Below are 21,681 nucleotides of genomic sequence, written 5' to 3'. Positions count from 1 at the left end.
GGTGAGACCTAAGCATAGGTATGACATACATTGGGCTACTTATGACTGCCCAGAATGTAACATTAGCGATTTGATGATTCCAGTTGAGGATTCTTCAACTGGTTTTAGATGCACAATGTGTGGAAATGAAGATTCAGATGATATCGAAGTTGATTGCGAAATTTGTGGTTCATCTTGGCCAAATGGCGAAATGAGTAGTTGGGTCGATACATATAATTATACATGCCCAAACTGCAATGACTTCGAGAGCAGAGAGTAAGGATTAACGTGAATTAGGCTCAACTTTATCTGGCACTTTCCATTAAAGAGTCTGACCAAGGCTGACTGCTGATCTTGTGCAAAAAGCGGACTTTTATCGTCGACTGACAACGAGTACTAACTTGACGATATAAACTTTTTTATAGTAACAAAAAAGCGAACCCTCACAGGTTCGCTTTTCTTTTAAGGAGTCCCTACCTACTTGCTGTAGTTTCGGACACCTAGTTGTCGTTTCGGACACCAGTTGTCGAATTCGGACACCTAGTTGTCATTAGACACATGATATTCAAGGAACGACATATTACCTAAGTCATTAATACAAAAGGGCCTTTCGGCCCTTTTGTTAGGTTTTTCGTTTAGTCACAAACTTAATTAAAGTCACAAACTTAATTAAATCAGTCACAAACTTAATTACACGCTGACACAAAAATTTCAATTACCGATAATCTTCCGGGCTTGGGCAAGCGCACATCAGGTTGCGGTCGCCGTATACGTCGTCGATACGGGTGACTGTTGGCCAGAATTTGTTTTCTGCCACGTACTGTGCAGGGAATGCAGCGTACTGACGCTCGTATGGGCGGTCCCAGCTTGGGTCGAAAATATCTTCCATAGTGTGAGGTGCGAAGTGCAGTGGGTTGTTGTCTGCAGTCCACTCCCCTGCTTCTACCCTGGCAATTTCATTGCGGATAGAAGTCATGGCGGTGATAAATTTGTCCAGTTCCACTTTGCTTTCAGACTCAGTAGGCTCGATCATCAGCGTGCCGGCTACCGGGAATGACATAGTTGGGGCGTGGAAGCCGTAGTCCATTAAACGTTTGGCGATGTCCATTTCGGTCACGCCGGTTTTTTCTTTGAGTGGACGCATGTCGATAATACATTCGTGCGCTACGCGGCCGTTGGTACCTACGTACAACACCGGGAACAGGTCGCCCAGTTTTTTCGCCATGTAGTTAGCGCTTAAAATCGCCATTTCAGTGGCTTGACGTAAACCGTCGCCGCCCATCATTTTGATGTACATCCAGCTGATTGGCAGAATGCCTGCGCTACCAAATGGTGCTGCAGAGACTGCGCCGTTGTCCTGGCCTGTGCCTTCAATTTTAACGACAGCGTGGTTTGGCATAAACGGAGCCAATTGTTTCTTCACACCGATAGGACCCATACCTGGGCCGCCACCGCCGTGAGGAATACAGAAGGTTTTGTGCAGGTTTAAATGCGATACGTCAGCACCGATAAAGCCAGGAGAAGTAATACCTACCTGAGCGTTCATGTTGGCGCCGTCCATATACACCTGGCCACCGTGCGCGTGAACTATGTCACACAGCTCGCGGATAGACTCTTCAAACACACCGTGTGTAGAAGGGTAAGTCACCATAATGGCGGCTAACTTGTCTGATACGGCTTCGGCTTTGGCTTTTAAGTCAGCCATGTCGATGTTGCCGCTCTTGTCGCAATCTACCAGTACCACTTCAAAGCAGGCCATAGCTGCTGTTGCAGGGTTAGTACCGTGCGCAGACACAGGAATTAAACACACGTTACGGTGTGAATCGCCGCGGCTTTCGTGGTATTTACGAATAGCGATCATACCGGCGTATTCGCCTTGTGCGCCTGAGTTTGGTTGCATAGACACAGCGTCGTAGCCTGTGATGTCCACTAACCAGTTGGCCAGCTCGCCAATCATGTCGTAGTAACCTTCAGCCTGGTCGCGTGGCACGAACGGGTGCAGCGAACCGAATTCTGGCCAGGTGACAGGGATCATTTCGGCTGTAGCGTTTAACTTCATGGTGCACGAACCTAAAGAAATCATCGAGTGGTTCAGTGCTAAGTCTTTGTTTTCCAGCTTTTTGATATAACGCAGCATTTCAGTTTCGCTGTGGTACTGGTTAAATACCGGGTGCGTTAAGTACTTAGAAGTACGAACTAAGTCAGCAGGAATAGAGTTGGAGCCTTTGGCTACGATGTCAGCGTCCAGCTTAGTCACATCTAAGCCATGACCAGCGCCTAATACGATGTCAAACAGCTGAGCGATGTCAGAAGCACTTGTCAGTTCGTTGAAGCTTACGCTTAAGCTATCGGCGATATCAGTACGTAAGTTCACTTCAGCAGCAATAGCACGGGCTACAACAGCGGCACGGTCAGCCACTTTGAAGGTTACAGTGTCGAACCAGGTGTTGTGTACTAAAGACACGCCTTTGGCTTGCAGGCCAGCTGCAAATACGTCAGCAGAACGGTGAATGCGCTCTGCGATGTTTTTCAGGCCTTCTGGGCCGTGGTACACAGCGAAGAAAGACGCCATGTTCGCCAGTAACACCTGTGCAGTACAGATGTTGGAGTTAGCTTTTTCACGACGGATATGCTGTTCACGGGTTTGCATTGCCATACGCAAAGCCTGATTACCACGACGGTCTTTCGACACACCTATGATACGGCCTGGCATAGAACGTTTGTAATCGTCACGGGTAGCGAAGAAGGCTGAGTGTGGGCCACCAAAAGCCATAGGCACACCAAAACGCTGGGCAGAACCTAAAACTACGTCTGCGCCTAATTCGCCCGGAGATTTTAATAACAATAAGCTCATCATGTCAGAAGCTACTGCTACTACGGCTTTTTTCGCTTGTAAGGCAGCGATTAAAGCGCTGTCGTCACGCACTTCACCCGTCGTTGATGGGTACTGTAATAAAGCACCGAATACGTCGTGGTTCACTGCGTCAGTGGCTTTGCCAATGATCACGTCAAAACCAAACATTTCCGCACGGGTGCGTACTACGTCAATAGTTTGTGGGTGCACTTCGTCAGCAATAAAGTACGTATTGGCTTTGCTTTTTGCCACACGTTTAGCCAGCGCCATAGCTTCAGCAGCTGCAGTGGCTTCGTCCAGTAATGAAGCTGATGCCAGCTCCATACCTGTTAAATCTAAAGAAATTTGTTGGAAGTTCAGCAGAGCTTCTAAACGGCCCTGAGCAATTTCCGGCTGGTATGGGGTGTACGCAGTGTACCAGCCCGGGTTTTCTAACACGTTACGTAAAATAACGTTTGGTGTCAGTGTTGGGTGGTAGCCCATACCAATGTAGCTTTTGAACATTTTGTTTTTGTTCGCAGCAGCTTTTAAGTACGCCAGAGCGTCCGCTTCAGTTGTGGCTTCACCAGTTGCCAATGGCTTTGGCAGGCGAATGGAAGCAGGCACAGTTTGTGCGATCAGCTCTTCCATGCTGCTTACGCCTAATTCAGCCAGCATAGCTGCTGTTTCGTTAGCGTCCGGGCCTATATGGCGTTGAATAAATTCCTGATGGTTCGCAAGTTGCGACAGGGTTTTCACAGCTGAAGTGGTCATGCCTTGAAGTTCCTAAATGGTCTTAACAATATGCTGGATGTTACGTGCCGGTTCGGGTTTTGGCCCAGTGGCACCTAAGATCCCTGTTGGGTCTGTCACGGGCGGGGGTAAACCCCGCCCCTACAATGCCCGTTTATATCAGCGCGTTATCAGATATCCGTAGGGGCGAGGCTTGTCCTCGCCCGTCTATCCGGTTTAACCGCATCGACGTTTTTCTACGCCTATCTGATAATTTAAAGCCCTGTGCGAACACAGGGCTTTAAAGTTAAATCGGCGTCGACTTATTCAGAGTCAACAACGCTCTGGTAACCAGCGGCGTCTAATAAGCCTGCCAGTTCAGATTCGTCAGAAATCTTGATTTTGAACATCCAGCCGTCACCGTATGGTGCGCTGTTTACCAGCTCTGGAGAATCGTTTAATGCGTCGTTTACTGCAACGATTTCGCCAGATACCGGAGCGTAGATGTCTGAAGCTGCTTTTACAGATTCAGCTACAGCTACGTCGTCGCCCTGAGCAACTACATCACCCACGTCTGGTAATTCAACAAATACCATGTCACCTAACAGGTCCTGAGCGTGCTCAGAAATACCTACGGTGAAAACGCCATTGCCTTCGTCACGAACCCATTCGTGTGACGGAGCGTACTTTAATTCGTTAGGGATGTTGCTCATGTTCAATTCCTTAAATCAGACCTTGGTGGCTTTTGTTTATCTGCTAGTTAGACCGCAGCCAGTCTACTGACTGACTCTGGCAAACAACATAGCGAAGCTACGCTTTTGCCGCAAGCTTATAGCTGCTTACCTCGTTTGTTTATTTTTCAACCAATAGAAAACAAACAAAGCAAGCCGCTGTATTTATACCCAAGTACCTTGACGTTGCGGGGCGGCGACAAGCCAGTGAGACCCCAGGAGCATAGTCACCTATGTGACTGGGGCGAAATGGCGTAGTCAACAAAGCCGCAGCTTCAAGTACGACGGGTATATTAAATTACTTTTTTACCCATACGAACAAAGTTAGGCTTCACTACTTTCACCTGAACCAGTTTGCCACGGATATCCACTTCGGCTGTGTCGCCAGTCGAAGCTGGTACACGGGCCATCGCAATACTGAAACCTAAAGTAGGAGAGAAAGTACCAGACGTGATTTCGCCTTCGCCGCCTTCAGTCACAACTTTCTGGCCGTGACGTAATACGCCTTTTTGTTCCATCACTAAACCAACCAGCTTCATAGTGCCGGCAGCTTTTTGTTGTTCTAAAGCAGCGCGGCCAATAAAGTTACGGTCGCTTGGTTCCCACGCAATAGTCCAGCCCATATTGGCTGCCAGCGGCGATACAGTTTCGTCCATATCCTGGCCATACAGGTTCATACCTGCTTCTAAACGTAAGGTGTCACGAGCGCCTAAACCAGCAGGTTTTACACCAGCATCCAGCAGTTTTTGCCAGAAGTCAGCGGCTTCTTCGTTAGGTAAAGAGATTTCATAACCGTCTTCGCCTGTGTAGCCCGTAGTAGCAATAAACAGAGAGCCGGCCTGAACACCAAAAAATGGCTTCATACCAGCAACAGCTGCTTTTTGCTCTTCTGTTAATAAAGTGGCTACTTTGGCTTTGGCTTGTGGGCCTTGCACTGCAATCATGGCGAACTCTGGACGTTCGGTCACAGTGACATTAAAGGCTGCAGCTTGTTTGTTGATCCAGGCCAGATCGTTTTCACGAGTAGCTGAGTTCACCACTAAGCGGAAGAAGTCTTCGGTCAGAAAGTAAACTATTAAGTCGTCAATCACGCCACCGGCTTCGTTTAACATGCCGCTGTATAAGGCTTTGCCTGACACAGTCAGTTTGTTGACGTCGTTGGCGAGTAAATAACGCAGGAAATTACGGGTGTTTGGCCCTTGCAGGTCAACGATAGTCATGTGAGAGACGTCGAACATACCAGCGTCCTGGCGGACATTGTGGTGTTCTTCAATTTGTGAACCGTAGTTCAGCGGCATATCCCAGCCGTGAAAGTCCACCATCTTTGCGCCACATTCTACATGCTTGGCGAATAACACTGTTTTTTGGGCCATCTGTATTTTTTCCAGTTTTTAGCTGCCGAAGCAGTCAATAAATTCTGGCCTGCGCTGCTGGAGCTTTTCAGGCCGCGTTATGCAACTTCAAACTACTCAGGAACTTGTCATTCGCTTGTCACAGAAATCTGCTTATAACCGAATGGCATTTTTAAGATGAACCGGATTATAACCGATGGGGCCAGAGCCCAACAGCCCCTTTTGGATTAGATTTAATAATGCGAATAGCAGAGTTATAGCAAATAACCCTGCCATTTTAGGCCTTTTAACAGCCCGTCACTTGGCTGTAGGGCGCGCTATATAAGGCAAGTCGCCGGAATCACCTAAAGCCGCAGCCATTATTTTTTGTTTTACGAAAGGCAGTTTGTCGGTCAGCGACATTCCTAAACCACGCACTAGTTTCAGCACAGGATTCTGACGGCCAAAACCTTGTTTAAAGGCTTCCATAGCGGCGATCAGGGTCTGTGCTTCCGCTTTACGCCAGCGCTCGTAACTTCTTAGCATACGTTCTTCATTAATTGGCTTTTGCGCACTGATTTGCTGACCTATAAGTTCTGCTAATGCGGCAACGTCCATCAAACCCAGGTTCATGCCCTGCCCTGCCAATGGGTGAATAGTGTGGGCAGCGTCTGCCACCAGCACGGTTTTATTTAGCACCCATTCGCTGGCATAACGCATTTTCAGCGGGTAGCTGTTAAGTGCTGACTCAAGTTGCAACAGGCCTAATACCGAATTGCTGGCTGCTGTTAAGGCTTTATTAAATTGATCAGCTGGCATAGCTTGCAGTTCAGCGGCCTGCTCCGGGCTGGTACTCCAGACAATAGAAACTAAATGCGGATCAGCCAATGGCAATAACGCCAGTGGGCCTGTAGGTAAAAACACCTGACGGGCACAGCTTTGATGCGGTTCAGCAGTGCGGATTTGCGCCACTAAGGCCTGATGCTGGTAATCCCAAAAGGCGATAGGCATTTGCAGTTGTTGGCGCACAAAAGAGTTAGCACCATCAGCTGCTACCAGCAGTTTGCACAGCATTGGGCTTTGGTCTTGCAGCGTCAGCAGATTTTGTTGCTCGCTATTGCTGATATTTAAAATAGTGCTTTGAAACTGGCAACTGACATTGGTTTTGCTTTTCAGTTTGCTGTAAAGCACGGCACGCAACTGTTCGTTATCCACTATAAAGCCGAGCTCGTCACAACCTTGCTCCAAAGCAGAAAACTCAATGCGGCCAAAGCTGTCAGCTTCCCATACTTTCATATCGGTATAAGGCGCAGCTGATGTTAAATCCTGCCAAACGCCAAGCTGACTCAACAAGCGTTTTGACGCCTGATTGAGTGCGCTAACCCGTTTTAAGCTAGGCGCTACAAGTTCTGGCGCCGGTTCTTTATCCAGCACGGCAATTTTAAGCGATGAGTCGGCCAACAGCAGCGCCAGAGTTAAACCTGCACTGCCTGCGCCGACTATAGAAACATCATATTCCTGCATAATTCCCCCTGCGTCCTTGAAGCCGCAGTTTTGTTGACTTCACTCTCTCGCCCCAATCACATAGGTTAACTATGCTCATAGGGTCTCGTTTATTCGTCGCCGCACTGCAACTTCAATTACTTTGGGTGAAGGTTCTTTTTTTAAGTCAAAAGCGCCTTTAACTGGCGAATAGAATTCAGACCCATGGCCTGGTTAGCCACGGCTTGTTTTAAATCAGGACAAAGGTTTAACGCGAATAAGCCTGTATTACGGCCAAGCGCCATCAGGCGGGATGAATTGGAAAATAGCCGTACAAGGGAGTCGGTATACAAAATCACTTGCTGCATATCAGGCAAACGCGCCTGCTGATAAGCTTTGGTCAATGCGTAACTACCAGCATCTGCCTGATGTTTTTGCAGCAACAAACTTAAACTATAAATATCTCGGATTGCCAGATTAAAACCCTGGCCTGCTATAGGGTGCAGGTTATGCAAACTGTTGCCGAGTAATACAGTGCGATGGCGTGCCGCTTCAGTGGCCCGCTTTAAACTCAACGGATACACCACACGCTGACCGACAGTTTTAAATACCCCAGCCCTGTGGCCTGCGGCTTGTTGCAATGCAGCTAAAAACTCATGGTCGGGTTGGTTTAAATGATGTTCTGCTTGTTCAGGCGTTAAAGTCCAGACCAGCGAATAACGCTGACGGGTTAAAGGCAATAAAGCCAAAGGCCCGGTTGGCGTAAAACGCTCAAAAGCTTTGTGTTGATGCGAGTCGCTTAAGCCTATATTGGCAATCAGCGCATGCTGCTGATAATCATCAGATTTCAACTCAAAACCCGCTAAAGTTCGGCTGGGTGATAAACCACCTTCAGCGATCACCAGTAGCTTGCTTTGCAGTTGTGCACCACTTTTCAGGCTAATGTGCTGCAACTCTGCTGTTGGGTTTAATGCGGCAATAGCATCGCTGTAAAACCAGCTTAAACGGCCTTGTGTCGTGAAGGCTTTGAGTTTTTGCCACAAGACTTCGCCTATGGCTTCAACTTCAATCACCTGACCTAAAGCAGTTAACTGATGATCGGCGGCATTTAAATAGGTTTTACCAAAATGACCACGGTCGGAAATATGGATATGTTTAATAGCACAGCCGCTTTGTTGCAGATCCTGCCACAGGCCCCATTGCTGCAGCAGTTCCACACTGCCATGAGCCAAGGCGATGCTGCGGCTATCAAAGCTGGCTTTGGAGGGTTCTGAATCTGAACTTTGCTCCACAATAGCCAACTTTAATGCAGGGTTTTGACTCAGCAGCACATAAGCCAGCATAGATCCGGCCATACCACCGCCTGCGATCACCAGATCCAGTGGATCTGTGTTTGTCTGAGCTGAGCTTTTATCCTGCTGCATACCACTTTCCTGTTTTTTTAAAGGGACGACTGCGCCATTAAAGCTTCGATTTCTGCGATTTCTTTAGGCACTAACTCTGTTAAGTTGTCGTGACCTTCGGCTGTGACCAGCAAATCATCTTCAATCCGTACCGCCAGGCTCCACCACTTAGAATCACAAGGCGACCCTGTTGGAATATATAAACCCGGCTCTATGGTTAAAATCATGCCAGGTGCAAAAGGCCGCTCTTCGCCAGCAACTTTGTAAGCACCAACATCATGTACGTCCAAGCCTAACCAGTGGCCTAAACCATGGATAAAATAGGCTTTGCAGGCGTTGTCTTTTAACAGCTGCTCAAGCTCGCCCTGTAAAATGCCTAACTCCAGTAAACCTTTGGTCAGTTCTAAACAAGCAGCGTCGAGCGCATCTTTAAACTTATTGCCAGGTTTTACCTGGGCACAAGCAGCATACTGAGCATTCAGCACCACCTGATACACAGCGGCCTGCTCTGGACTGAATTTGCCACTGGCCGGGAAAGTACGGGTAATATCCGCCGTATAGCCCTGATACTCAGCTCCAGCGTCAATCAGCACTAAATCACCGTCTTTGAGCTGACTGCTGTTGTCGGTGTAATGCAAAATACAGCCATTTTCACCAGCTCCTACTATGCAGTTGTAACCAGGAAAACGGGCGCCGTGCATGGCAAACTCGTGCAAAATATGGGCTTCCAGCTGATATTCCCATACGCCAGCTTTGGCTGCTTGCATCGCTCTTTTCTGCGCTTTAGCACTGATATAACCGGCCTGGCGCATCTGATGAATTTCATCTTCATCTTTAAACAAACGCATTTCAGCCGTTACAGGCCGTAAATCCTGCTGTACTGTAGGTGCCACGTAACCCCGTTTAGGGTAAAGCCTTAAGGTGGCTAAAGTGGCAGCTACTTTGGCGTCGAACTCGGCATAAGTACCCTGAGCATAAAACAGTGTAGTTTTTTGATTCAGTGCTTTAAGTAGCTCGTTATCCAGCTCTGCAATAGCCAAAGCATCTAAACCCAACACAGCTTTGGCTTGCTCTGGCCCTAACCGACGGCCTTGCCAGATTTCAGCCAACTGGTCCTTGGAGCGGCACAGCAACAGACTAGCAGTGTTGCCAGAATTATCTTTGCTTAAGATCAAAAGCGCGTCAGGTTCATTAAAACCAGTCAGATAAAAGAAGTCGCTGTCCTGACGAAAAGGGTATTCAGTGTCGCGGCTACGGGTTAACTCCACCGCAGCTGGTACTAAAACCACGCTGTTATTTGGGATAGAGGTAAGCAAGCTCTCACGTCTGTTTTGGTAGATGTTCACAGTCATTTGCTAAAGGCTCTTAATGCAAAGTTTTATTCTGTACTTCGTTTTTGCTGAATTTCAGCCCTACTTCGTTAAAGCAGGTCAGCACCAGTAAGCGTATATGCTCCAGTACTAAAAAGTACGACTCTTCGTTACTTTCGGCGCTGTTGTCATCTATGGCAAATACGTCGATTTTGGTGATTTCGGTCAGCTCTTCTATCGCATCTTTTACATCGGCCGAACAAATGGATAAATCGGTTTGCTGAATGGCAAAACCCACGAGAAAAGACTGAGTCCATTCGACCATAGCTTCAAGACGTTCTGGCAAGGAGTCGTCGTCACCTGGCAGCAATAATGCAAAGGAATAGTCGGTATGTGCCAAAGATTCGGACGTTTGCATAATTAAATCCGAAATATCTGCTTTAACAGGGGCAGATAAGGCTTGTCCGTCATTTAAGAAGTCGTGCAGAACTGGTAAAATCTTCGCCGGTTCTGCGCTCACACCGGCACTTAGCAAGCCTGCGATCAAGCCATGTACTTCGGCGGCCGACGCCATCAGGTAAGATTGATCCAGCAAACTGGTCCAGTGATCGTAAGATTTAAAACTTTCTGTCGTCATAATTTTTCGGCCCAAGCGACTTTTCAAGGCAGCTATCCTACCATTTGCTGGTTCTACCCGCCAACAGATGGACGCCCCAATCGCAGGCCCAGAGGTCTCAATCATGCATTTACGTAAATTTCGTCCTGTTGACCCACCTCCAGCTGAAGCTGTAGTGAAAAAACCTGTCTCAAAACCTGCTACCAGCACAAAACCTAAGCAACTGACGATCTCGGTTTTAGGCCGGGTATTAAAAGTTTCCTGCCCTTTGGGTGAAGAACAACGGCTGCAAGATGCCATTGATGAATTAGAACAACGGGTTGCCAGTACAAAATTTAAACCCGGTGTGCATATGAATGAAGATGTTTTGCTGATGATTGCGCTAAATTTGTGCAATGAGCTCGTGGAAGTGAAAAAGAAGGCGGAATAATCAAAAAGCCGGTGTTATACTTACCACGTTCTCTGAGTTGTCAGTGATTAGGTAGATGTCCCTGAGCCGATAATTGTTTTACTTTAGGGGCTCCTTCTTGTTGCTTTTGTGCAGGCTCGGCTCGTACCGAGAAGCCTACGGTGACAAACTGACTCCCGCCTTGAACCTTAGGTTCAAGGGCTGATACTTGACACGGCAATTCGGAGAACCTTTTATTGGATAGATCTTTCTTAAAACCGCGACTTTGCAGCTAACCCTTTCTGTTTTATAGTCCAACTTACCTTTGATCTTCAGGTTCAGTGTTTTGACTTCACGCCAACAGCTTCGTCAGCATATTCGTGCTTTGCGCCGCTCTTTATCTGTAGAGCAACAGCACCAAGCCAGTCTGGATTTAGTGCAGCAACTACTGCCTCGCCCTGAAGTACAACAAGCTCAGCACATCGCTTTATACCTTACTAACGATGGTGAGCTGGATACGACCCCTTTGATTCAGGCTTTATGGCAACAAGGCAAAAGCTTATACCTGCCGTTATTGCATCCTGTCGTACCTGGTTATCTGGTGTTTCAGCTTTATACTCCGGACACTGTGCTAAAACCCAATCAGTTTGGCATAGGCGAACCAGAGCTTAATTGCAGTCTGTTATGCCCTGTCAGCCAACTGGATCTGATTTTTACGCCTTTGGTCGCTTTTGACTCACTGGGTCAACGTTTAGGCATGGGTGGCGGTTTTTATGACAGAACCTTAAGTCAGTTGGACTCAGCAGCAACAAAACCACAGCTGATTGGCTTAGCCCATGATTGCCAGCACGTGGAATCAGTGCCGGTCGAAGCCTGGGATATTCCGTTACCAGCCATCTGCACTCCAACAAAATTCCGCTGTTTTAGTGAACAATAAGTAAATACTAAAATTCTTTCAGCTCTTTTTCCTTTTGCCCCTTTTGCCCGATCCCCCTTTTCGGCTACTATCCATCTGTATGGCTAAACGTGGCTCAAAAACTTTCCGGTAGACCTATGACTCAAGATCAGATGAAAAAAAATGCCGCCTGGGCAGCATTGGATTATGTAGCGCCTCAGACTATTGTGGGTGTGGGCACTGGCTCCACCGTCAATCACTTTATTGATGCGTTGGCCACTATCAAAGATCAGATCAAAGGTGCAGTTTCCAGTTCAGTGCAATCCACTGAAAAAATGCGTGCTTTAGGTATTACTGTACTGGACTTAAACGACGTGGAAAGTTTTGGTGTGTACGTAGATGGCGCAGACGAAATTAACCCGCAAAACCATATGATTAAAGGCGGTGGCGCAGCACTGACCCGTGAAAAAATTGTCGCAGCTGTGGCCGAAAAGTTTGTCTGTATTGTCGATCAAACCAAACAAGTGGCCGTGCTCGGCAAATTTCCTTTACCTGTTGAAGTTATTCCAATGGCCCGTGCTTATGTCACACGTGAGCTGGAAAAATTAGGTGGTCGCCCTGTCTGGCGTGAAAATGTAGTGACAGACAACGGCAATATTATTTTAGATGTGCATGGCCTTAGCATTACAGAGCCAGAAGAATTAGAACAACAAATAAACAACCTGGTCGGCGTAGTCACCAACGGTATTTTTGCCCGTCGCGCGGCAGATATCGTATTAGTTGGAACAGCCCAAGGCACATTGGTCCTAAACTGAGCTCGTCGTACTTGAAGCCGCAGCTTTGTTGACCGCGTTCGCTCGCCCCAATCACATAGGTTAACTATGTTCATGGGGTCTCGTTCGCTTGTCGTCGCGCTGCAACTCCAATTACTTAGAGCTGGGATCCAGTGAATCGAATTTAAATTGCAACAAGTTAAAGAGAAGTAAAATGGAAAAATTTTCGCTGCCCAAAGACAAGATCAAAATCCTGTTACTGGAAGGTTTGCACCAAAGTGCGGTGCAGAGCTTTAAGAATCAGGGTTACAGCAACATTGAGTATCTGAAAACCTCTTTGGATGAAGCTGAACTGATTGAAAAAATCCGTGACGTGCATTTTATTGGTATTCGCTCACGCACCCAACTGACCGAAAAAGTGCTGGACGCAGCCACTAAACTGGCTGCGGTTGGTTGCTTCTGTATCGGTACCAATCAGGTCGATTTAGACGCTGCCTTGATGCGTGGTATTCCGGTATTCAACGCGCCTTTTTCCAATACCCGCTCTGTGGCTGAACTGGTGTTAGGCCAAATTATTATGCTGCTGCGTGGTATTCCGGAGCGTAATGCGGCGGCACACCGTGGTGTCTGGCAAAAAACTGCAACTCAGTCTTTTGAAGCCCGTGGCAAAACCTTAGGCATTATAGGTTACGGCCATATTGGTACTCAGCTGAGCATCATGGCGGAAAACATCGGTATGCGTGTGCAGTTTTACGATATCGAAGACAAGCTGGTATTAGGTAATGCCACCCAAGTAGATTTTGGCACTTTGCTGAAAACTTCTGACGTAGTGACTTTGCATGTGCCTGAAACAGCTCAGACCAAAAATATGATCGGCGAAGCTGAATTGGATCTGATGAAACAAGGCAGCATTTTGATCAACGCCTCACGTGGCACTGTGGTCGATATCGATGCTTTAGCCCAAGTGATGAAAGCGAAAAAACTGGCCGGTGCTGCTATTGACGTATTCCCTGTGGAACCAACCAGCAATGATGAAGAGTTCTTATCCCCGCTGCGCGAATTCGACAATGTGATCCTGACGCCACATATTGGTGGTTCTACTCAGGAAGCGCAGGAGAATATAGGTTTTGAAGTAGCAGGCAAGATGGTGAAATACAGCGACAACGGTTCTACCTTGTCAGCGGTGAATTTCCCTGAAGTCTCCTTGCCAGAACACAGAGGCCGCTCACGTTTACTACATATCCACAAAAACCAACCTGGTATGCTGACCAAAATCAACGAAGCCTTTGCTAAGCACGGCATCAACATTTCGGGTCAGTATCTGCAAACCAATGCAGAAATTGGTTATGTGGTAATAGACATAGATTCACTGGACCACGAACTGGCCCTGAACGAGTTAAAGTCGATTCCAGGTACTTTGCGCGCCCGAGTCCTGCACTAGCAAAGGCTATAAACTAAAAAGGGTCATTGGTTGCACTAACCAGTGACCCTTATCAAGTAACCTAGAACTCTTACTGCGCTGCACAGGTGCGGAATGTCGAAAGCACCTTACTGCCATTCGCTACTGTGGACGGAGTCTGGCGCACCTGACATGTTAATTGAGATCTGTTCAATCTGAGCCAATCCCGTAGCGCAATCTCCATACTATCTCCCTGAATATCATCAGATGTAACCAGGGTGGATTCATGTTTTTGTTGCGAATCAGCTATGACTGTCAGTTGATTCTGACAAACCAGGTGACCATCTACTTTACAATAACCAAGAAGAGCACCATTTGTTCCAAACATAGCAGTGTAAACAATAGGTTGATTGGCCACTCCGCTGGTCGCATTTTTCATTTCCATCACCGTACTGGCAGCATAGATAGCCGATTCAGCCGCCAACGCGACAATCTGTGCATTTTGTATGGCCTGAGTATTTTTATCTGCCGCAGCTGCGTTGGAAGCAGTTGTTAGATCTGAAGATGAAGACTTGGGACAAAGAGCACCGGCGGCACAGGCTGTGGCTTTGTCAATATAAGTATAAAAAGCTTTATTAACAACAGCCTGACGGAATGCCATTAAGCTATCTTGCGCTAAAATTGATGTGTCGCAACGAACCCCTTCAGCGCAAACCGCTTCAAAGCTGTACTGAGCATTGATCAGCACTGTAGGCGCAGTTTTACGAAATTGCCGCCTCACAACAGCCTTCACCTCTTTGCCATGGAAATCTTTAAAATAAACGTCAATGCTGTCGTAATTATAGGTCTGAAAACAAAGGCGATGATTTTGCGGACTTTCAACTAACATATAGCAGTGTTTATCCACCGGCACAGTGGATGCAGCCGCATCAGGGCTACTGAACAAAAAAAATAAACCTACCAGAGCAAACATCAATTTTTCCATTGCTTTACATCTCCTTTTTCGTCAAAGCAGGAGCAGACTACCAGACAGTTCAGAAAAAATGCATTCTTTGATTAAAATCGATGATTTTCAACAAGTAACTGAGGGGCATTGGGTTGTGTGCTGAAAGATACAGACACACCGAAGCAAAAACTGGCCCCGAAGGACTGACCCGCATAGTGTCTTAATAAGGCTGTTTAACCTAAAAGGGGCATTGGCTTATTAGCAATGCCCCTTATCAAGTGATTTGGAACTATTAATGTACGGAACAAGTCCGTATTGTCGTAACCACCCTGCTGCCATTTGATAATGTGGAAGTTGTCTGGCTAACCAGACAGCTTAATTGCGGTCTGTTAGTCATCATCCAATTATCAAGGGCATGAGCTATACCATTACCTTGTAAATCAGCTGGTGTAGTCAGAATTGACTCATGGTAATAGGTTGAGTCGGAGACTACTTTCAGAACACTCTGGCAGCCTAGTTGAGCATTTATCATGCAATAACCAATAAGAGCACCATCTGTTCCATACATAGGTGTATACATAATAGGTTGATTGATAGCTCCACCGATCGTATTTTTCATATCCATAGCCGTACTAGCAGCATTTACAGCTGACTCAGCCGTCTGAGCAATAGTCTGTGCATTTTTTATTGCTTGAACGACTTTACCTGCCGCTGCAGCTTGTGCCTGGAAAGCTAAGTCTGCAGATTGTGGTTCAACGCAGATAGTGCCAGGGATACAAGGTGTGACGTCATCATCAATATAGGTATAAAAAGCTTTGTTAATCACAGCCCGGCGGAATGCCATTAATGTATCCTGAGCAAAAAACGACAGATTACAGTTTGCCCCCGCAGCACAAATCCCCTCAAAGCTATACTGAGTATTGATAAGCACTGTAGGTGCAGTTTTGCGAAATTGTCGTTTTACAACAGCCTTCACATCCTTACCATTAAAATCTTTAAAATAAACATCAATGCTGTCGTAATTATAGGATTGACGGCAGAAACTATGGTTTTGTGGACTTTCAATTAGCATATAACAGTATTTATCCACTGGAACAGTGGATATGGTTGCAGCTGCATCGGGACTACTGAACAAAAAAAATAAACCTACCAGAGCAAACATCAATTTTTCCATTGCTTTACATCTCCTTTTTTGTCAAAGCAGGAACAGATTACCTGACTGTGCGACAAAAAAAAACTAATTTGTACCTTAAATCAGATGATTTTCAACGAGTAACAGATGACGTCAATAGATTATTTGGAGTTCGATACAGACAGGCCGGAGTAAGAGTTTTACATGAATTAAAAAGTGGGGAGCACAGGAGCCCCCCTTTTTTTAGAACGAATACACCACTGAAGCTGCGGTTTCAGAGTCTGTGCTTTTCTTATCTACACCTACATCTGAGTCATATTTGATATTCAGGCTTAAACGCAGCGCCAGCTCGTTATTGATTTGAGCTGTGATAGCACTACGGCTGGTGTAGCTGGTGTTATGACCATCTAACGAAATAGCGTATTCCAGAGTTTGTTTGAACTTACTGGTCTCAGAGAAGTGATACTCAAAGTTACCCGCAGCGTACCAAATCATACCTGAGTTACTTTCACCTTCCGACGGTCTGTCATACGCCATACCGGGACCGGTTTCGAAGTCAAAATAGTTCTGACCATCTTCGTATAACCTATTGGCATAACCCACAGCCACAGAGGACTGCTCACGGAAAGCACCAAAACGGTCATTTAAATAAGCGGCACGGCCGAACAAACTGCTGTCTGAGCGGAAAAACTTATAGTTACTTTGCGCTGTGACACCCACACGTTGACCTGTGGTGTTGTCTTCTTTTTCACCTGTAGCACTGTTGGTTTGAGTATTGCGTTGCAACAAGGTCTGGATAAAGTACTTGTTCCGGAAATCTTCCAGCTCGTGTTTTAATTCAGCGTTAGTTCGAACTGCTGTCGCTTCGGTATTACCACGGCTTAGCACAACCCCTACTTCTACATCACCAGCCCAAGGCGGAATAATGGTTTCTTCTTCGCCGTGTTTTTTCTGAAACTCTTGTGCCTGAACAGAGACTGCTGAACATAACAGTACCGCTGACAATGCGACTACTAAACGCATGTTGTATAACCCTTCTTAGAAAAATAAAAACGATTTTGACAGCCGCAAATGAATGCAGCCTTGCTGAAGCAGATTTTGACGCGAGACGGGCGACCCTAAAGGTCGCCCCTACGATTTATACCCAAAGTAATTGGAATTGCAGCGAGGCGACAAGTGCATGAGACCCCAGGAGCATAGTTTACCTATGTGACTGGGGCGAGAGCACGCAGTCAACAAAGCTGCAGCTTCAAGTACGAAGGGTATATTTATTCGCCAGCTCTGTTGCTGATGTACTCCAACGCCATGCTGATGCGTTTTAACACACGATCTTTGCCGATCAGTGCTAGCGTTGCGTCCAGTGCTGGTGAATTACCACCGCCTGTCACGGCCACACGTAAAGGCATGCCTACTTTGCCCATGCCTAAACCTAAGCTTTCAGCAGCATCGTTAATGGCTTTGTGTAAAGCTTCCACTGACCAATCATTCAGCTCTGCCAGTTTAGTTTGAACAGCAACCAGCGGTTCTGCGGCTACAGGACGTAAGTGTTTTTTCGCAGCGTTTTCTTCAAACTCGCTGAAGTCTTCGTAGAAATAACGGCTGACTTCAACCAGCTCTTTTAAGGTTTTCACCCGTTCAGCCTGCACTTTCACCAGTTCAGCCAGCGCCGGGCCAGTGCTGATATCCAGCTTCTGATCGGCCACATGCCAGGCTAAATGTTTAGCAACATAGTCTGGAGACAGAGTTTTCATATAGTGCTGGTTTAACCAAATCAGCTTGTCGGTGTTAAAAGCCGAAGGCGCACGGTTACAGTCGCTTAAGTCAAACAGCTGGACCAGTTCTTCTTTGCTGAAAATTTCCTGATCGCCATGAGACCAGCCTAAACGCACTAAATAGTTGATCAGAGCTTCTGGCAGGAAACCGTTGTCACGGTATTGCATTACACCTACAGCGCCATGACGTTTAGACAAACGTTTGCCGTCGTCACCTAAAATCATAGGCACGTGAGCGTATTTCGGCAGTTCTGCGCCTAAAGCGGCCAGAATATTCATCTGACGTGGTGTGTTGTTGACATGGTCATCACCACGAATAACATGAGTAATGCCCATTTTCCAGTCATCAACCACAACCGTCAGGTTATAAGTTGGAGTGCCGTCACTACGGGCAATGATTAAATCGTCCAGCTCAGCATTGGCAATTTCAATGCGGCCTTTGATTAAATCGTCAATCACCACTACGCCATCCAGCGGGTTTTTAAAACGAATAGTATAAGGCTTGTCTGTTGGGTGGTCGGTGCGATCACGCCACATGCCGTTGTATTTTGGTTTCTCACCAGCAGCCATTTGCGCTTCACGCATTGCATCTACTTCTTCAACAGTACAGAAGCATTTGTACGCTTTGCCTTCAGCTAACAGCTGAGCAACCACTTCTTTATATAAATCAAAACGTTTGGTTTGGTAATAAGGGCCGTCGTCATAGTCAAGCCCTAACCATTCCATACCTTCTAAAATGGCATCCACAGACTCCTGCGAAGAACGCTCTAAATCGGTATCTTCAATACGAAGGATAAAAGTACCGCCGGTTTTGCGTGCATGCAGCCAGCTGTACAAGGCTGTACGGGCGCCACCAACATGCAGGTAACCTGTAGGGCTTGGCGCGAAACGAGTAACTATAGACATAATGAATCCACTGAAGGCCAAAAAATTGGGCGCTATTGTACCAATGCAAGGCAGTGATTGCACGGCCGAAGCAGCGATGCAGCAAAAGATTTAACTGCTTACTTTTAAAGCATACAGTTCACAAAGCTAAAAATATTATTGACACAAAAACCGTGCCCCCTATAATGACGGCCGACCACACGATGGATGCTTAGCTCAGCCGGGAGAGCATCGCCCTTACAAGGCGGGGGTCACTGGTTCGATCCCAGTAGCATCCACCATCTTTTTGAAATTCTCCAAGAGATGATTAAATCGTTGTAGTCATGTTGTTATGCCCAGGATGCTTAGCTCAGCTGGGAGAGCATCGCCCTTACAAGGCGAGGGTCACTGGTTCGATCCCAGTAGCATCCACCATCATCTCTGATGTAATTGCATAATAAACAGCATACCCAGGATGCTTAGCTCAGCTGGGAGAGCATCGCCCTTACAAGGCGAGGGTCACTGGTTCGATCCCAGTAGCATCCACCATATTTTTAAAGAGTGCATCGCCACCCTTTATAAAGAAGAGGCTGCGGCTGGTTAATCCCAGTATCATCCACCATCTCTTTCTACTCTTAGAAGTGATGTAAAACCGAATGCCCAGGATGCTTAGCTCAGCTGGGAGAGCATCGCCCTTACAAGGCGAGGGTCACTGGTTCGATCCCAGTAGCATCCACCACTCCTTCGATAAAAAAACATCTCTCTCTTTACAAAACCAAAGACTCGCTAATTCGATCCCAGTAGCATCCACCACTCCTCACAGAAAACACTAAAACCACCTAACCTATTGTTTTAAATAAACTTACACCTTTTATTTTTACCACTTTTTCATTTATATTCAATTTTCCTAATTCAGAAAAACACTACCTATTGAATTCATTTAAAAAATTCTCAGCTTTTTACCTGCTTAATGGCTATATTTGATAGAAATGATAATTGGTGTCTCATTCATTTATGGCAGTAAAACTTAATAAGGACATCCAGATACTGGTTGTAGATGAACAGCCTTTAACTCAGAATTATCTGCGTTATGCATTGGAAACGCTGGGATACACCAGTTTCACCTATGCGGAAAACTCCGCCATAGCTTTAACTCAGTGTCGCGATAAATCCTTTGATTTAATCATCTGCTCCTTTAATTTAAATGGCAAAGATGGTTATCAGCTCTATCAGGAATTAAAGGCTCGTAATTTATTCCGCCACAGCACCGGCTTTATTTTTATCAGCGCTGAGACAGACCCTAGTCTGGTGCACAGCGTTTTAGAGTTACAGCCCGACGAATTTATGGTGAAGCCTTACGCCATTAAAGACTTAAAAGCCCGCATTGACCGCACAGTGCAACGTAAAAACTTATTCCGACCTTTGTATAGTCTGATGGATCAAAAAAAGACTGATCCTGCGCTGAAGCTACTGGACCAATGGCTGGAACAGGGGTATCAGCCTAAATACAATTCCATGCTGCTGAAAATCAAAGGCGAGATATTGCAACAAGCGGGTCGCTGGACTGAAGGCGAGCAGTTTTACAGTAGCCTGGTCCACAATGAAAACCAGCATTGGGTCAAACTGGGATTAGCGCGCTGTTTGATTCAGCGTGAACGATACGCCGAAGCCACATCGCTATTACAACCTTTGTTATATAAAGCCGATTTGAAACTGGCAGCTTTAGATTTGCTATCTGATATACATCTGCGCCAGCAAATGTATAAAAAAGCGCAGTCAGAACTGATGCAAGCCGCAGATATGGCACCACGTAATTTAATGCGCCAGCAAAAGCTGATGCACTTATCACGCTTAACTCATGACTATGAACACCAGTTTAAGGCGGCCAAAGATCTGCTACGTTTTGCCCGTTTTTCTATTTACGAGCAGCCTGATCTGTATTTGAATCTGGCTCGTGCTTCCATTGATTACGCCTTAAGTGTCGATGAAGAAGAACAAACCACCCGTTTATCCAAAGTAGCCTATGACACTCTAAGCAATATGCGGCAGTTATTTCCGGATCAGCGCAAAGAAGAGCAGCAAGTGGTGGTGCAGGCGCGGATTTATTATTTAAAAGACCAGATAGAAAAAGCTAAACAGCTGCTACTGGCTCTGGATAAAAGCCCTGTAACTCAAGGCGCTGAAGACATTCTTGATAAAGCCAAAGCTTTGCATGAAGTGGGTTTATTGAGTAGTTCCCGTGAATTGCTAAGGCAACTGACACAAGATACCAACAAGCTGAAAAACGCAGATCCGGTTTTTCTGACCTACCTCAAACAAGAGCAGCAGGAACGCGAAAGCTTACCTATGGGCCCGAGGGAGTTTAACAACAACGCAGTGCTGCTGTACGAAAGAGGCCAGTTGCATCAGGCTCTGACCGCTTTTATTCAGGCGTTTAATATCATGCCCGGTAATGTGGGGATAGCGCTAAACCTGCTACAGTCATTGCGCTCTACAGAAAATATTGATGCTTCTATTCAAACCGAACAACTGCGGTTGCAATGTGAAGTTATGCTGTCCAAAGCCAAGCTGAATGAAGAGCAGGAAAAACGTTGGCAGCAACTACAAAGCCAGCAGAAAATTGCTATTTAAAGCTGGCTTAAGGCCACTCAGTGACAATCTGCTTCATCACAGGGTTCTTCAGCAACCACCACAAGCTAAGCACCAGCAATACGGGTGATATCAGCAACCAGGGCGCCTTCAGCATCACATAGTTGGGTAAGTGAGTCAGACTATGCACCAGATCTGTGGCAACTACAGCCAGCATGATCCAACGACTTTGCCGCCATAATTTGAACCAGCCTTGGCTCCCTTTGTCTTTGCGTTGACTCAGCGCGGCCACTACCAGCAACAAAGGCGCACAAATCAGACAAGCGGTTAAAAAATCATTACTTTTGGGATAGACAGCCGCCAGTAATTTATCACCACCTTCAGGCATAGTCAGCACTAAAATCCACAGAATATAAGGCCTTAACACCAACAACAGCACAGCGTAAAAACGCAGTGGGATCCGGGTCAGGCCATACTTATCCAATAAAGGATAAAACTGTGACATT

Annotated in this window: 17 protein-coding genes, 4 tRNA genes and 1 other RNA gene; 10 read left to right on the top strand and 12 right to left on the bottom strand. The window is 46.5% G+C overall.

Going from position 1 to position 21,681, the window contains the following annotated elements; genetic code table 11:
• Positions 1-694 precede the first annotated feature (694 nt).
• The 7 genes from gcvP to LSG34_RS13890 all read right to left on the bottom strand — a co-directional run bounded on the left by gcvP (position 695) and on the right by LSG34_RS13890 (position 10,465).
• Positions 695-3,586, bottom strand: coding sequence for an aminomethyl-transferring glycine dehydrogenase (gene gcvP / locus LSG34_RS13920; protein ID WP_233009697.1), 2,892 nt, complete (start codon positions 3,584-3,586; stop codon positions 695-697).
• A gap of 281 nt (positions 3,587-3,867) precedes the next feature.
• Positions 3,868-4,257, bottom strand: a complete 390-nt coding sequence (gene gcvH, locus LSG34_RS13915) for a glycine cleavage system protein GcvH (protein ID WP_127021213.1) — start codon at positions 4,255-4,257, stop codon at positions 3,868-3,870.
• 311 nt (positions 4,258-4,568) lie between these two features.
• Positions 4,569-5,648, bottom strand: a complete 1,080-nt coding sequence (gcvT, locus tag LSG34_RS13910) for a glycine cleavage system aminomethyltransferase GcvT (protein WP_233009696.1) — start codon at positions 5,646-5,648, stop codon at positions 4,569-4,571.
• 276 nt (positions 5,649-5,924) lie between these two features.
• Positions 5,925-7,130, bottom strand: coding sequence for an FAD-dependent monooxygenase (locus LSG34_RS13905; protein WP_233009695.1), 1,206 nt, complete (start codon positions 7,128-7,130; stop codon positions 5,925-5,927).
• Positions 7,131-7,270: 140 nt separating this feature from the next.
• Positions 7,271-8,512: a 2-octaprenyl-6-methoxyphenyl hydroxylase gene (gene ubiH, locus LSG34_RS13900; RefSeq protein ID WP_233009694.1), complete on the bottom strand. Its 1,242-nt coding sequence runs from the start codon at positions 8,510-8,512 to the stop codon at positions 7,271-7,273.
• 17 nt (positions 8,513-8,529) lie between these two features.
• Positions 8,530-9,843 carry a Xaa-Pro aminopeptidase gene (gene pepP, locus LSG34_RS13895; protein ID WP_233009693.1) on the bottom strand — a complete coding sequence of 438 codons (1,314 nt, stop codon included), beginning with the start codon at positions 9,841-9,843 and terminating at the stop codon, positions 8,530-8,532.
• A gap of 13 nt (positions 9,844-9,856) precedes the next feature.
• Positions 9,857-10,465: a UPF0149 family protein gene (locus tag LSG34_RS13890; protein ID WP_233009692.1), complete on the bottom strand. Its 609-nt coding sequence runs from the start codon at positions 10,463-10,465 to the stop codon at positions 9,857-9,859.
• A gap of 76 nt (positions 10,466-10,541) precedes the next feature.
• Between LSG34_RS13890 and LSG34_RS13885 the strand changes: the two genes are divergently transcribed.
• From LSG34_RS13885 to serA, 5 genes are all read left to right on the top strand, one after another.
• Positions 10,542-10,847, top strand: a complete 306-nt coding sequence (locus LSG34_RS13885) for a cell division protein ZapA (RefSeq protein WP_233009691.1) — start codon at positions 10,542-10,544, stop codon at positions 10,845-10,847.
• A 26-nt stretch (positions 10,848-10,873) separates the two neighbouring features.
• Positions 10,874-11,058: non-coding RNA, 6S RNA (ssrS, locus tag LSG34_RS13880), on the top strand.
• 93 nt (positions 11,059-11,151) lie between these two features.
• Positions 11,152-11,742: a 5-formyltetrahydrofolate cyclo-ligase gene (locus LSG34_RS13875; protein ID WP_233009690.1), complete on the top strand. Its 591-nt coding sequence runs from the start codon at positions 11,152-11,154 to the stop codon at positions 11,740-11,742.
• Positions 11,743-11,858: 116 nt separating this feature from the next.
• Entirely contained in the window at positions 11,859-12,515 is a 657-nt protein-coding gene (gene rpiA, locus LSG34_RS13870) for a ribose-5-phosphate isomerase RpiA (RefSeq protein WP_233009689.1), read from the top strand.
• Positions 12,516-12,687: 172 nt separating this feature from the next.
• Positions 12,688-13,914, top strand: a complete 1,227-nt coding sequence (gene serA / locus LSG34_RS13865; protein ID WP_233009688.1) for a phosphoglycerate dehydrogenase — start codon at positions 12,688-12,690, stop codon at positions 13,912-13,914.
• A 70-nt stretch (positions 13,915-13,984) separates the two neighbouring features.
• Here the strand turns inward: serA and LSG34_RS13860 are convergent, their stop codons facing one another.
• From LSG34_RS13860 to gltX, 4 genes are all read right to left on the bottom strand, one after another.
• A complete protein-coding gene (locus LSG34_RS13860) occupies positions 13,985-14,761 on the bottom strand; it encodes a hypothetical protein (protein ID WP_233009687.1) in 777 nt (258 codons plus the stop codon).
• Positions 14,762-15,110: 349 nt separating this feature from the next.
• Complete coding sequence (locus LSG34_RS13855; protein ID WP_233009686.1) at positions 15,111-15,992, bottom strand: hypothetical protein; 882 nt, start codon at positions 15,990-15,992, stop codon at positions 15,111-15,113.
• 201 nt (positions 15,993-16,193) lie between these two features.
• Positions 16,194-16,973 carry a DUF481 domain-containing protein gene (locus LSG34_RS13850; RefSeq protein WP_233009685.1) on the bottom strand — a complete coding sequence of 260 codons (780 nt, stop codon included), beginning with the start codon at positions 16,971-16,973 and terminating at the stop codon, positions 16,194-16,196.
• Positions 16,974-17,218: 245 nt separating this feature from the next.
• Positions 17,219-18,628: a glutamate--tRNA ligase gene (gltX, locus tag LSG34_RS13845; RefSeq protein ID WP_233009684.1), complete on the bottom strand. Its 1,410-nt coding sequence runs from the start codon at positions 18,626-18,628 to the stop codon at positions 17,219-17,221.
• Between the two features lie 184 nt (positions 18,629-18,812).
• Here gltX and LSG34_RS13840 point away from each other — a divergent pair.
• From LSG34_RS13840 to LSG34_RS13820, 5 genes are all read left to right on the top strand, one after another.
• Positions 18,813-18,888 (top strand) — tRNA-Val (locus LSG34_RS13840).
• Between the two features lie 57 nt (positions 18,889-18,945).
• Positions 18,946-19,021 (top strand) — tRNA-Val (locus LSG34_RS13835).
• A gap of 38 nt (positions 19,022-19,059) precedes the next feature.
• Positions 19,060-19,135, top strand: a tRNA-Val gene (locus tag LSG34_RS13830).
• A gap of 114 nt (positions 19,136-19,249) precedes the next feature.
• A tRNA-Val gene (locus tag LSG34_RS13825) sits at positions 19,250-19,325 on the top strand.
• A 275-nt stretch (positions 19,326-19,600) separates the two neighbouring features.
• Positions 19,601-21,217 (top strand): response regulator, encoded by a 1,617-nt coding sequence (locus LSG34_RS13820; RefSeq protein ID WP_233009683.1) that lies wholly within the window; start codon positions 19,601-19,603, stop codon positions 21,215-21,217.
• A gap of 7 nt (positions 21,218-21,224) precedes the next feature.
• Here the strand turns inward: LSG34_RS13820 and LSG34_RS13815 are convergent, their stop codons facing one another.
• Positions 21,225-21,680, bottom strand: a complete 456-nt coding sequence (locus tag LSG34_RS13815; protein ID WP_233009682.1) for a DUF2919 family protein — start codon at positions 21,678-21,680, stop codon at positions 21,225-21,227.
• Between the last annotated feature and the right edge of the window lies 1 nt (position 21,681).

It is taken from the genome of Rheinheimera faecalis (assembly GCF_021290965.1).
Taxonomy (GTDB): Bacteria; Pseudomonadota; Gammaproteobacteria; order Enterobacterales; family Alteromonadaceae; genus Pararheinheimera; species Pararheinheimera faecalis.
The sequence above is the reverse complement of the archived record's forward strand: the minus strand, read 5'-3'. Positions and strand labels throughout refer to the sequence as shown.